General features: G+C 69.5%; 10 protein-coding genes. 7 read left to right on the top strand and 3 right to left on the bottom strand.

Going from position 1 to position 12,237, the window contains the following annotated elements:
* Positions 1-109: 109 nt before the first annotated feature.
* On the bottom strand, positions 110-1,858 hold the full coding sequence (gene argS / locus BMZ83_RS04800; protein WP_074876233.1) for an arginine--tRNA ligase: 1,749 nt from the start codon (positions 1,856-1,858) through the stop codon (positions 110-112).
* A 203-nt stretch (positions 1,859-2,061) separates the two neighbouring features.
* On the opposite strand from argS, the gene BMZ83_RS04795 reads away from it, so the two are divergent.
* From BMZ83_RS04795 to BMZ83_RS04775, 5 genes are all read left to right on the top strand, one after another.
* Positions 2,062-2,760: a DUF120 domain-containing protein gene (locus BMZ83_RS04795; RefSeq protein WP_074876232.1), complete on the top strand. Its 699-nt coding sequence runs from the start codon at positions 2,062-2,064 to the stop codon at positions 2,758-2,760.
* Complete coding sequence (gene ribB / locus BMZ83_RS04790; RefSeq protein WP_074876230.1) at positions 2,757-3,440, top strand: 3,4-dihydroxy-2-butanone-4-phosphate synthase; 684 nt, start codon at positions 2,757-2,759, stop codon at positions 3,438-3,440. The genes BMZ83_RS04795 and ribB overlap by 4 nt, the downstream gene beginning before the upstream one ends.
* A 48-nt stretch (positions 3,441-3,488) precedes the next feature.
* The gene (locus BMZ83_RS04785) at positions 3,489-4,424 is read left to right on the top strand and encodes a branched-chain amino acid transaminase (RefSeq protein WP_074876228.1); all 936 of its coding nucleotides are present in this window, start codon (positions 3,489-3,491) and stop codon (positions 4,422-4,424) included.
* A gap of 76 nt (positions 4,425-4,500) precedes the next feature.
* Positions 4,501-5,454 (top strand): PfkB family carbohydrate kinase, encoded by a 954-nt coding sequence (locus BMZ83_RS04780; protein WP_074876226.1) that lies wholly within the window; start codon positions 4,501-4,503, stop codon positions 5,452-5,454.
* 158 nt (positions 5,455-5,612) lie between these two features.
* Entirely contained in the window at positions 5,613-6,203 is a 591-nt protein-coding gene (locus BMZ83_RS04775; RefSeq protein ID WP_074876223.1) for a 50S ribosomal protein L15e, read from the top strand.
* 139 nt (positions 6,204-6,342) lie between these two features.
* Here the strand turns inward: BMZ83_RS04775 and BMZ83_RS04770 are convergent, their stop codons facing one another.
* The gene (locus BMZ83_RS04770; RefSeq protein ID WP_074876221.1) at positions 6,343-7,350 is read right to left on the bottom strand and encodes an NADP-dependent oxidoreductase; all 1,008 of its coding nucleotides are present in this window, start codon (positions 7,348-7,350) and stop codon (positions 6,343-6,345) included.
* A 102-nt stretch (positions 7,351-7,452) separates the two neighbouring features.
* Here BMZ83_RS04770 and ubaA point away from each other — a divergent pair, with 102 nt between their 5' ends.
* Positions 7,453-8,268, top strand: a complete 816-nt coding sequence (gene ubaA / locus BMZ83_RS04765; protein ID WP_074876219.1) for an SAMP-activating enzyme E1 — start codon at positions 7,453-7,455, stop codon at positions 8,266-8,268.
* Positions 8,269-8,519: 251 nt separating this feature from the next.
* Positions 8,520-9,485 (top strand): transcription initiation factor IIB, encoded by a 966-nt coding sequence (locus BMZ83_RS04760; protein ID WP_074876217.1) that lies wholly within the window; start codon positions 8,520-8,522, stop codon positions 9,483-9,485.
* A 90-nt stretch (positions 9,486-9,575) separates the two neighbouring features.
* Here BMZ83_RS04760 and BMZ83_RS04755 read toward each other — a convergent pair whose 3' ends face one another.
* Positions 9,576-12,173 (bottom strand): heavy metal translocating P-type ATPase, encoded by a 2,598-nt coding sequence (locus tag BMZ83_RS04755; RefSeq protein ID WP_074876215.1) that lies wholly within the window; start codon positions 12,171-12,173, stop codon positions 9,576-9,578.
* Between the last annotated feature and the right edge of the window lie 64 nt (positions 12,174-12,237).

Here is a 12,237-nt window from a genome sequence, read left to right as displayed (position 1 = left end):
GCCGCCGTCTCACGCCCGCGGGCGCGCGCCGTCGCCCGATCCCGCCGGCGGCAGGAACCCCGTCGAGACGCGGCCAGTCGACAGTCGAGCGTTGTACCGTCGCCGACGCTCACATCGATTCGGGCGCGGCGACGCCGAGCACGTCGAGCGCGTTCCCGATCGTGTGGGCGGCGGCGGCGACGAGCGCCAGTCGCGCGTCCCGGAGCTCCTCGTTCTCGGCGGTCAGCACGGGGCACTCGCGGTAGAACGCGTTGAACCGCTCGGCGAACGTCCGGGTGTAGGTCGCGACGCGGTGGGGTTCGAGGTCCTCGGCGGCGCCCTCGACGACCGCGGGGAAGCGTGCGATCGTCCGCAGGAGATCGCGCTCCTCGGGCGTCGCGAGCAGGTCGGGGTCGATCCCCTCGGGCACCGACTCGCCGTCGAGAATCCCGCGACAGCGCGCGTGGACGTACTGGACGTACGGCGCCGACTGCGCCTCGAAGTCCAGCGCGCGCTCCCACTCGAAGGTGATCGTCTTGCTCGGCTGCTTGGCGACGATGTCGTAGCGAACCGCGCCGATACCGACCTGTCGAGCGATCCGCTCCACGTCGTCCTCGGTGAGGTCGTCCTCGCGGATGCGGTCGTCCATACGGGACTCGACCTCGGCACGGGCGCGGTCGACCGCCTCGTCGAGCAGGTCGTCGAGGTCGACGCCGGTGCCCTCGCGGGTACTCATTCCCTCGCCGCCGGGGAGGTTCACCCAGGAGTAGAACTGCTGCTCGAGCTTCCCGGTGTCGTGGCCCAGCAGCCCGAGCGTCTGGTTGAGCTGTTCGAACGTGAGCTTGTGGTCCTCGCCGATGACCGTGACCGCGCGGTCGAAGTTGTCGAACTTCCACTCGTGGTGGGCGATGTCCCGAGTCGTGTAGAGCGTCGTCCCGTCGGAGCGCAGGAAGACGAAGTTCTTCTCGATGCCGTGCTCGGAGAGGTCCAACTGCCACGCGTCGTCCTCGTAGACGGCCTCGTCGAGGGCCTGCAGGCGCTCGATCACGTCGTCGGTGGCGCCCGAGCGCATGAACCGCGTCTCCTTGACGAACTCGTCGAACTCGGCGGGGAGCCGGGAGAGCGTCTGGGTCATCCCGTCGAGCACGGCGTCGACGACCTCGGTCACGCGCTCGTAAGTCTCCTCGTCGCCGTCCTCGAGCCCCTGCATGATCGACTCGATCTCGGCCTCCGCTTCCTCGACGGCGGCCTCGTCGGCGTCCTCGAGGTAGCTGTTCCCCTTGCGGTAGTAGCGAACGAGGTCGTAGTCGGGCTTGTCGCGCTCGGGTTCGGGCAGGTCGGCCTCGTCGAACCTCTCGTAGGCCCACGTGAACAGCGCCATCTGACGCCCGGCGTCGTTGACGTAGTAGTGGCGCTCCACGTCGTAGCCGGCGTAGTCGAGCGCGTTCGCGATCGCGTCGCCGATGATGGGGTTGCGCGCGCGGCCGACGTGAACCGGCCCGGTCGGGTTCGCGGAGGTGTGTTCGACGACGACCGACTCCCCCGTGGGCGGGCGCTGGCCGTAGTCGTCGGCACCCGCGGCGTCGAGCGTGTCGGCGTAGTACGCCTCGTTGGGCGCGAAGTTGAGGTAGGGACCCTGCGTGGTGACTTCGCCGAGGTACTCGTAGCCTGCGGGGTCGATCGCCGCGGCCACGTCGGCGGCGACCTCCGGCGGCGGCGCGCCGACCTCGCCCGCGAGCCGGAACGCGACGCTGGAAGCGAGCACCGCGTCGACGCCCTCCGGTGGCTCCTCGATGCCGAGATCGTCGGTCGGGAGGTCACGCGCCGCCAGCGCGGCCGCGACGGCGTCCTCGACCGCCGACCGGAACTCGATGAACATGGGCGACCGTTCCGCCCGATGAATAAAGGGGCTTCCGAAGCGTGAGGGCCCGGAGCCACACGCGACAGACGGTATCTCGATCCCGTGACGCCGGCTGCCGGCCCACAACCGAGGGACGTAGGCGGGGACTCCACATTCGTAACGATTACGGGACGCATCCCATATCCAGTATCGTTAAGCGTCTCGATACGGAAGTGGGGCCTATGCAAGAGACGACGGCGGGCGTCGACGCCGCCGAGGTGGCGGCGCTGAAACGGATCGCGCTCGAGGGGGGCGTCGACGGCGAGCGGAAAGTGTCGTGTGCGGCGCTGGGCGACCGGCTCGACGCGTCGAGTCAGACCGCCTCACGGCGCCTCCAGCGGCTGGAGTCGGCCGACCTGATCGAGCGCGAGGTCGTCGCCGACGGCCAGTGGATCGCGCTGACCGCCGCGGGGAAGTCCCGGCTCCGGGAGGAGTACGCGGACTACCGCCGGCTGTTCGAGGACGACGCCGCGCTCACCCTGTCGGGCGCGGTCACCGCCGGCGCCGGCGAGGGGCGCCACTACATCTCGCTGCCGGGGTACAACCGCCAGTTCGAGGAGCGGCTGGGCTACGACCCGTACCCGGGTACGCTCAACGTCGCGCTCGACGAGGAGAGCACCCGGAACCGGAGCGAACTCGCGGCCGTCGAGGGCGTCCCCATCGACGAGTGGGAGGACGAGGAGCGAACGTACGGCTCCGCGACCTGCTACCCGGCGCGGCTGGAGGCCGACGCCGGGGGCGTCGAACCGGTCCACGTGATCGTCCCCGACCGGACCCACCACGACGAGGACCAGATCGAGATCATCGCCCCGGAGATGCTGCGGGACGAACTAGGACTGGCCGACGACGACGAGGTCCTCGTGGAGATCGAGGAAGCATGAGCTCGACCCGAACCGACCCCGTCGACGCGGTCGAGGCCGCGCGGGCGGCGTTCGCCCGCGGCGAGCCGGTGCTGATCCACGACGCCGCCGACCGCGAGGGCGAGGTGGACATCGTCTACCCCGCGGCGGCGGTCGATCCCGACGCGGTCAGCCGACTCCGCAACGACGCCGGGGGGCTGATCTGCGTGGCGCTCAGCGACGGCGTGGCCGAGACGTGGGAGCTCCCCTTCCTCGCGGACGCGCTCGAGCACCCCGCCGCGGAGGCGGCACATCTGGACTACGACGACCGCTCGTCGTTCTCGCTGCCGGTGAACCACCGCGAGACGTTCACCGGGATCACCGACGACGATCGCGCGCTGACGATCCGTGAACTCGGCGCCGCCGCCGACGCCGCCGACGACGGCGAGTTCGACGCCGACGCGTTCGCGGAGGCGTTCCGCTCCCCCGGCCACGTGACGCTGTTGCGTGGGGCGCCGAACCTGCTGGCGGACCGACGGGGCCACACCGAACTCGGCCTCGCGCTGGCGGCCGCCGCCGACCGCGAGCCGGCGGCGGTCGTCTGCGAGATGGTCGACGGCGAGACCGGCGAGGCGCGGACGCCCGCCGACGCGCGCGCCTACGCCGAACGCGAGGGATTGGTGTACGTCGAGGGTCGGGACCTGCTGACCAGGCTCGGCTAAGTCGCCGTTTCTGCCGATTTTAAGACCCCGCCGAACACATATGCGGGTATGAGCGCCTTCGAGGAGATGGAGCAGGACGGGACGATCTGGATGAACGGCGAGTACGTCGACTGGGAGGACGCCACGATCCACGTGCTCAGTCACGCGATGCACTACGGTACGGGCATCTTCGAGGGCGTCCGCGCCTACGACACCGAGGAGGGGACCGCCATCTTCCGCTGGGAGGAGCACCTCGACCGGTTCTTCGAGTCCGCGAAGCCCTACGACATGGAGATCGACTTCTCCCGCGAGGAGCTGACCGAGGCGACGCTCGAGGTCATCCGACGCAACGACCTCGACTCGGCGTACGTCCGGCCGCTGGCGTACTACGGCTACGACTCGCTGGGCGTCTCGCCCGGCGACTGCCCGACGGACGTGACGGTCGCGGCGTGGCCATGGGGCGCCTACCTCGGCGAGGAGGCGCTACGGAACGGAATCGAGGTGAAGGTCTCCTCCTGGCGCAAGCACGCATCCAGCCAGATCCCGACCAACGCGAAGACCACCGGGCTGTACGTCAACAGCATGCTGGCCGGCGAGGAGGCCCGCCGCAACGGCTTCGAGGAGGCGATCGTCCTGAACAAGGAGGGTAACGTCGCCGAGGGGCCGGGGGAGAACATCTTCCTCGTGCGCGACGACGAACTCTACACGCCCGGCCTGAGCGAGTCGATCCTCGACGGCATCACCCGCGACACGGTGATCACGCTGGCCGAGGAACGCGGCTACGAGGTCCACGACAACGTGAGCATCTCTCGCGGCGAACTCCACACCGCCGACGAGCTGTTCTTCACCGGCAGCGCGGCCGAGGTGACGCCGATCCGGCAGGTCGACAACGTCGAGATCGGGAACGGCGGGCGCGGCCCGATCACCGAGGAGCTCCAGACCGCGTTCTTCGACCTCGTGGAGCGTCGCACCGACGACCACGAGGAGTGGTTCACGTACGTGTAGCGGGACGAGCCACGGAACCCCGCCGCGAACCGCCTCTTTATGCCGTTCGAGTAGTGAGGGAGCACCAACCCGCCCCATGAGCCGGATCGTCAGCCTCGGGAGCATCAACGTCGACAGAGTGGAAAACGTGACCGCCGCGGAACTGGACGAGTTCGAGGCCCGGTACGACTGGTTCCCGGAGCGGGGCGAAACCGTCGAGGTCTCGGGGGTGCCGGCGGCGTTCCCCGAGGAAGCTGACACCGTCTTCCACGGCGGCAAGGGGGCGAACCAGGCCGCGGCCGCGGCGAGCGCGGGCGGCGACACGCGGATGCTCGGGAAGGTGGGGACCGATCACCGGGAGTTCGACGTGCGGGGGCGGCTCGCGGAGCCGGGCGTCGACACGACTGCCGTCGAAACCGACGGGTCGGTGCCGACCGGCACGGCGTACGTGTTCGTCGACGACGACGGCGAGAACCGGATCGTCGTGCGGCCCGGGGCGAACGACGCGATCGACTGGACGTACGTTCGGGACCACTACGGGACGATCGTCGACGCGGACTGTCTCCTCATCCAGAACGAGATCCCGACGGCGCCGGTCTCGAGGCTGCTCTCCGAGCTCTCGACCGAGCCCGACCGGCCGACGGTCGTGCTCGACCCGGCGCCCGCGGAGGGGGCGGCGGCGCTGCTCGACGACGACGCCGTGGACTACGTGACGCCGAACGAGAGCGAGTACGCCGCCCTCGAGTCCGAACTCGACGCGTTCGACGGGGTCGTCGTTCGCAAACGCGGCGGCGACGACGTGATCGTCGACGCCGAGCGGGAGTTCACCGTCTCCCCGCCGACGGTGCCGGTGACCGACACCACCGGCGCGGGCGACGTGCTGAACGGGTTCCTCGGGGCCCGACTCGCCGCCGGCGACCCGCTGCCCGAGGCGGTCGGCGTCGCGACGGTCGCCGCGTCGCTCGCCACGCGGGAGCGAGGCGCCCGGAACGGCGTTCCGACGCTCGCGAGAGTTCGGGAGTTCGCGGACGCGAACGTACACAAGGTGTGAGCCGACCCGCTTCGAAACCCTTACCACCGAATCCGGACTATCCACGTCCAACTCGCTGGTCGACGGGACGCCAGTGGGCACCCGATAGCTCGGGACGAAATGTGGTCGGCCGGGGCTGTTGCCTCGTTCGACTGAATCGCAAGCGCCCGCACAGAACAATGGCACGAAGCTTCTACTCCCACATCAAGGACGCGTGGAAGCAGCCCGGCGACGGCAAGCTCGCCGAGCTGCAGTGGCAGCGAAAACAGGACTGGCGCGAGCAGGGCGCCATCGAGCGAATCGACCGCCCGACCCGACTGGACAAGGCCCGCGAACTGGGCTACAAGGCGAAGCAGGGCATCGTCGTCGTCCGCATTGCCGTCCGCAAGGGCGGCGCGCGCAAGCGCCGACACAAGGCCGGCCGCCGCTCGAAGCGCCAGGGCGTCAACCGCCTCGGCCGCCGGACCTCCATCCAGCGGATCGCCGAGGAGCGCGCGACGCGCAAGTACCCGAACCTCCGGGTCATGAACTCCTACTGGGTCGGCGAGGACGGCTCCCAGAAGTGGTTCGAGGCGATCCTCGTGGACCCCGAACACGCCGCGATCCAGAACGACGACGACCTCAACTGGATCTGCGACGACTCCCAGACCGGTCGCGCGTTCCGCGGCCTCACCAACGCCGGCAAGTCCAACCGCGGGCTTCGCACCCGCGGCAAGGGTGCCGAGAAGGTCCGACCCAGCGTGGCGTCGGGCGACCGCGGCGGGAAGTAAGCCGATCACGGCGCGCGACCAGCAGCCGACCTCGTGTCGGCTGCAGGGAGCCCATGCCGCGATCGTGTAACCGCAAATCGGTTCTCCGTTCTTTCACGTCGCGTCGCGACGGCGCAGCCGAAAACAGCGTCGGCGTCGGCTACTCCCCGACCTTCACCACCTGCTTCCCGACGTTCTCGCCCTCGAACAGCCCGAGGAACGCGTCGGGCGCGTTCTCCAGCCCCTCCGTGACGGTCTCGCGGAACTGGATGTCGCCGGCGGCGACCCACTCCGCCAGGTCCGCGGTGGCCTGCTCGAACCGCGGCGCGAAGTCGCCGACGAGTAACCCCTGCACGCGAGCCCGTGTCTCGATCAGCTTCCCAAGCTTCCGCGGCCCGGTCGGCGTCTCCTCGGCGTTGTACAGCGCGATCTGGCCGCAGACGGCCACGCGGGCGTCGACGTTGAGGTGGGTGAACACCGCGTCCGTGATCGGGCCGCCGACGTTGTCGAAGTAGCCGTCGACGCCCTCGGGCGCCGCGTCGGCGAGCACCGCGACGTAGTCGTCGGTCGCTTCGTAGTTGATGCAGGCGTCGAAACCGAACTCGTCCTCGACGACCTCACACTTCTCGTCGCTGCCGGCGAAGCCGACGACGGTCGCGCCCTGCAGTTTGGCGAGCTGGCCGACCACGGACCCGACTGCGCCCGCGGCGGCACTCACGACTACCGTGTCGCCCGCCCGGGGTTCGAGCACCTCGCGCGTGCCGAAGTAGGCCGTGCGGCCCGGCATGCCGACGACGCCCAGCGCGGTCGAGACCGGGAGCGCGCCCGTCTCGATGCGCTGGAGGTCGGCTGCGTCCGCGAGGTGGTACTCGGCCCACGCCATGTTGCCGACGACGGTGTCGCCGGCGTCGAACTCGGTGCTCGCCTCGTCGACGACCTCGCCGACGGCGGCGCCGCGCAGGGGGTCGCCGACCGCCCACGGGTCCGCGTAGGACTCGCCGGCGTCCATCCGGCCGCGCATGTAGGGGTCGACCGAGAGGTAGCGGATCTTCACGAGAGCTTCGCCGCCCGCGGGGTCGTCGAGGTCGACCTCCCGCAGGTCGAAGGTGTCGTCGTCCGGGACGCCCTCGGGTCGCTGGGCGAGGTGGTAGCGCTTGGTCGTGACCATACCCGGAACTGGGGCGGGGGAGGGAAGCCACCTGCGGCGGCGACACGGCGACGACGGGCCACCGTCCGTGCGCTTAACCCCGGCCGGCCCCCAACACGCCCCATGAGCGACCTCTCACTCGACGCCACCCAACTCGACCGCTACTCCCGGCACATCATCCTCGACGACGTGGGGCCGGAGGGCCAGAAGCGCCTGCTGGAGGGCAGCGCGCTCGTCGTCGGCGCCGGCGGCCTCGGCGCGCCGGTGATCCAGTACCTCGCGGCCGCGGGCGTGGGGCGACTGGGGATCGTCGACGACGACGTCGTCGAGCGCTCGAACCTCCAGCGCCAGGTGATCCACCGTGACGCCGACGTGGGGCGCCCGAAAGCCGAGAGCGCCGAGGAGTTCGTCGCCGACCTCAACCCCGACATCGAGGTGGAGGCGATGGAACGCCGCATCGCCCCCGAGGAGGCCCGCAACCTCGTCGCCGACTACGACGTGGTCGTCGACTGTACCGACAACTTCCCCACGCGGTACATGCTCAACGACGCCTGCCAGATCGAGGGCGTGCCGCTCTGTCACGGCGCGATCTACAAGTTCGAGGGGCAGATCACCACCCTCAGCCCCGACGGGCCCTGCTACCGCTGTCTGTTCCCCGAGGCGCCCGAACCCGGGACGGTGCCGGACTGCGCGACGACGGGCGTGCTGGGCGTGCTCCCCGGCACCGTGGGCTGTCTGCAGGCGACCGAGGCCGTGAAAGTGCTGCTCGGACTGGGAGAGACCCTCACTGGTCGGCTGCTGTTCTACGACGCCCGGGAGCTCTCCTTCGAGACGGTTCCGTACCAGCGGAACCCCGACTGTCCGGTCTGTGGCGACGACGGCATCGACGACCTCGCCGGCGTCGACTACGACGGCGGCTGTGGGGTCGCGAGCGACTGAGACCGCGGGTCGTTTTCGTCGCGAGATCCCGACGCCAGCAGCGACCCGTATCCGAATCGTGTGACACTTACACAAGGTTATTCCACTCAAGAACCTACCGGTCCACCCGTATCGGTTCTACCGTTCGAATACCGTCGAATCAGGGCTATAGACCGTGATATACCTAGCCAAAAGCCTTATATACTTTACTACCCTACCCCGGAGTGAAGACAGCCCGGCGCCCCCGCGTCGGGATCCTTCGGTTCCAATCAATGAGCACCAACACGACCCACCGCGAAACCGAGACCGAGCGGGCAGAGACCGAGCAGGAGCACCACTGCCCCGAGTGCGGTGGCAACCTCGAGACGAACGAGTCGCAGGCCGAGACGGTCTGTGCGGACTGTGGCCTCGTCGTCGACGAAGGCGGCATCGACCGCGGCCCCGAGTGGCGCGCGTTCGACGCCGGCGAGAAGGACGAGAAGTCCCGCGTCGGCGCGCCGACGACGAAGATGATGCACGACGACGGCCTCTCGACCAACATCGGCTGGCAGAACAAGGACGCCTACGGCAACCAGCTCTCGGCCAGTCAGCGCGAGAAGATGCAGCGCCTGCGCACGTGGAACGAGCGGTTCCGGACCCGCGACCACAAGGAGCGCAACCTCAAGCAGGCGCTCGGCGAGATCGACCGGATGGCCTCCGCGCTCGGCCTCCCGGAGAACGTCCGCGAGACGGCGTCGGTGATCTACCGACAGGCGCTCGACAAGGACCTGCTCCCCGGCCGCTCGATTGAGGGGATCGCGACCGCGAGCCTCCACGCCGCGGCCCGGATGGGGAACGTCCCCCGCAGCCTCGACGAGATGAGCGCCGTCTCCCGCGTCGACCAGGCGACGTTCAAGCGCGCCTACCGCTACATCGTGCGCGAGCTGAAGCTGGAGGTCCAGCCCGCGGACCCGCTGGAGTACCTCCCGCGGTTCGCCAGCGACCTCGACCTCGACGACGAGACCGAGCGCCGCGCCCGCGAACTGCTGGAGACCGCCAAGCGCCAGAACGTCCACTCGGGCAAGTCGCCCGTGGGGCTGGCCGCGGCCGCGATCTACGCCGCGGGCGTGCTGACCAACAACGCGCTGACCCAGAGCGAGGTCAGCGAGGTGACCGACATGAGCGAGGTCACCATCCGTAACCGCTACCAGGAGCTGCTCCAGGCCGCGGAGTCCGGCCCGACCCCGAGCGCCGCCTGAGCGGCCGTCGAACTCGACGGTCGGCGGCGATGATCGACGCTGCCGCGACTTTTCCGGCAGAAATCGAAAATCGAACAGCGAGAGCGCCGCCTAGCGGAGGCGGCCGAACAGTTCGTAGTCGTGGTCCGGCGTGTACCGCCGGAACAGCAGGCTGTTCGTCAGCACCGACACCGACGAGAACGCCATCGCGCCCGCGGCGAGCACCGGCTGGAGCAGCCCCAGCGAGGCCAGCGGGATCATCGCCGTGTTGTAGCCCAGCGCCCAGACGAGGTTCTGCTTGATCTTCTGCAGCGTCGCGTCGGAGATCCGGATCGCCTTCACCACGTCGACGGGGTCGTCGCGCATCAGCGTCACGTCGGCGGCCTCGATGGCCACGTCCGTCCCCGAACCGATCGCGGTCCCGACGTAGGCGACCGCGAGCGCGGGCGCGTCGTTGACGCCGTCGCCGACCATCATCGCCTTCCGGCCCTCGTCCTGGATGGCTTCGACGGCGTCGGACTTGTCCGCCGGCAGCACCTCCGCGCGAACGTTCTCGGGGTCGATACCGACCTCTTCGGCGACCGCGCGGGCGGTCCGCTCGTTGTCGCCGGTGAGCATCATCACGTCGACGCCGCGCTCGCGGAGCTGGCTCACGGCCGACTTCGCGCTCTCCTTGACCGTGTCGGCGTCGGCGACGACGCCCGCGAGGTCGCCCTCGTAGGCGACCAGCATCGCCGTCTTCCCCTCGCTCTCGAGTCGCTCCATCGTCTCCGCGGCCGGCTCGGGGTCGACGCCGTTCTCGCGGAGCAGCTTCCGGTTGCCGACCAGCACCTCGCCGCCGTCGACCGTCGCTCGGATGCCGTGGCCGGGGACGTTCTCGAAGCTCTCGGGCGAGCCGACCTCGATCCCCCGAGCTTCGGCGCCGTCGACGATCGCCCGCGCCAGCGGGTGTTCGCTGCCGCTCTCGGCGATCGCCGCGAACCGCAGCACGTCGTCCTCGTCAAGTCGCTCGCGTTCGGTTAACTGGCCGCCGTCCGGCGCCGCGTCGCCGCCGTCGGCGCGTGGGGTCCGGCCGTCGAACACGACCACGTCGGTGAGCTCCATCTCACCCTCGGTGAGCGTCCCGGTCTTGTCGAAGACGACCGTGTCCACGTCCTTCGCGCGTTCGAGGATGTCGCCGCCCTTGAACAGCACGCCGTTCTGGGCGCCGATCGTCGTCCCGACCATCGTCGCCGCGGGCGTCGCGAGCCCCAGCGCGCAGGGACAGGCGATCAGCACCGCCGAGGCGAACACGACGATCGCGAACTCGAACACCGAGACCGCCCCGCCCGCGACCGCCGGGCCGCCGGCGACCAGCCCCCACAGCGGGAGGGCGTTGACGAGCCCCGCGAGCGTCCCGGGGAACAGGTACCAGACCGCGCCCCAGAACACCGCGTTGACGATCACCGCCGGCACGAAGTACGCGGAGATGCGGTCCGCGAGGTTCTGGATGTCGGGCTGGCGGGACTGGGCCTCCTTCACCGTCCGGACGATCTGCTGCAGCGCCGTGTCCGCGCCGACTTTCGTCGCCTCGACGACCAAGACGCCGTTCTCGTTGATGGTCGAGCCGACGACCTCGTCGCCCTCGGTCTTCTCGACGGGGACGGACTCCCCGGTGACCATCGACTCGTCGACCGCGGACTGGCCGTCGACGACCACGCCGTCGGTGGGGATCTGCTCGCCGGGCCGGACCTTCATCCGGTCGCCGACTTCCACGTCCTCGACGGGGATCTCCTCCTCGTTCCCGTCCTCGTCGACGACGGTCGCGGTGTCGGCCTCCATCTCCAGCAGCGTCCGGAGCGCCTCGCCGGCCTGCCCCTTCGAGCGGGCCTCGAGGTAGTTCCCGAGCGTGATGAACACGAGGATCAGCGCCGCGGTGTCGAAGTAGAGACTCCCCGCGATCAGGTCCGCAAGCACCGCGACGGAGTAAGTGTACGCGGTCGTCGACCCGAGCGCGATCAGCACGTCCATGTTGGCGCGCCCGTTCGTGACGAGCGCGTTGTAGGAGTTCCTGTAGAACGGCCGGCCGAGCACGATCTGGACGGGCGTCGCCAGCGCGAACATCACCCAGCCCAGCGGCACGCCCAGCAGCGAGTCGCCGAGCAGGCCGTCGAAGAAGAAGTGCTCGAGCAGGAAGAACAAAAGCGGCACCGACAGCGCGGCGCCGAACAGCGTCAGCCGGAGCTGTTTGCGGATTTCCTCGTTGCGGGCGGCGTCGCGGGCGGACTCGCCCTCGTCGTCGTCGCCGTCCTCGCGGACGGGGGTGTACCCCGCGTCCTCGATGGCGTCGTACATCGCCGAAAGCGAGGCCGCCTCGGGGTTGTAGGTGACCTGTGCCTCGTCGGTCGCGTAGTTCACCTCGGCGTCGACGACGCCGGGGAGGTCCTCGAGCGCCTCCTCGTTGGCCTCCGCGCAGTTCGCACACGACATGTCGGAGATGGCGATCGACGCCGTCTCCGAGACGACGCCGTAGCCGGCGTCCTCGATGGCGTCGTAGATCTCGCCGAGCGATACCTCCTCGGGGTCGTACTCGACGGAGCCCTCGTCGGTGGCGTAGTTGACGCTCGCCTCCTCGACGCCGTCGAGCAGTTCCAGGGCGTCGCCAACCGTCGCCGAACAGTTGGCGCAGGACATGCCCGTGATGTTCAGTTGTACTGTTCGCGTTTCCATGGGTATCTACGTATAGGGGCTCCTCCCTTAGTGCGTTTGCGCCTTCGGAGCGAATGTTTCGTTG

The organism is Halolamina pelagica, from assembly GCF_900115675.1.
GTDB lineage: Archaea > Halobacteriota > Halobacteria > Halobacteriales > Haloferacaceae > Halolamina > Halolamina pelagica.
The sequence above is the reverse complement of the archived record's forward strand: the minus strand, read 5'-3'. Positions and strand labels throughout refer to the sequence as shown.

What these genes read in the sequence shown, in the direction of transcription:
- argS (WP_074876233.1), bottom strand. Translation starts at nt 1,858, where the DNA reads ATGTTCATCGAGTTCCGGTCGGCGGTCGAGGACGCCGTCGCGGCCGCG.
- BMZ83_RS04795 (WP_074876232.1), top strand. Translation starts at nt 2,062, where the DNA reads ATGCAAGAGACGACGGCGGGCGTCGACGCCGCCGAGGTGGCGGCGCTG.
- ribB (WP_074876230.1), top strand. Translation starts at nt 2,757, where the DNA reads ATGAGCTCGACCCGAACCGACCCCGTCGACGCGGTCGAGGCCGCGCGG.
- BMZ83_RS04785 (WP_074876228.1), top strand. Translation starts at nt 3,489, where the DNA reads ATGAGCGCCTTCGAGGAGATGGAGCAGGACGGGACGATCTGGATGAAC.
- BMZ83_RS04780 (WP_074876226.1), top strand. Translation starts at nt 4,501, where the DNA reads ATGAGCCGGATCGTCAGCCTCGGGAGCATCAACGTCGACAGAGTGGAA.
- BMZ83_RS04775 (WP_074876223.1), top strand. Translation starts at nt 5,613, where the DNA reads ATGGCACGAAGCTTCTACTCCCACATCAAGGACGCGTGGAAGCAGCCC.
- BMZ83_RS04770 (WP_074876221.1), bottom strand. Translation starts at nt 7,350, where the DNA reads ATGGTCACGACCAAGCGCTACCACCTCGCCCAGCGACCCGAGGGCGTC.
- ubaA (WP_074876219.1), top strand. Translation starts at nt 7,453, where the DNA reads ATGAGCGACCTCTCACTCGACGCCACCCAACTCGACCGCTACTCCCGG.
- BMZ83_RS04760 (WP_074876217.1), top strand. Translation starts at nt 8,520, where the DNA reads ATGAGCACCAACACGACCCACCGCGAAACCGAGACCGAGCGGGCAGAG.
- BMZ83_RS04755 (WP_074876215.1), bottom strand. Translation starts at nt 12,173, where the DNA reads ATGGAAACGCGAACAGTACAACTGAACATCACGGGCATGTCCTGCGCC.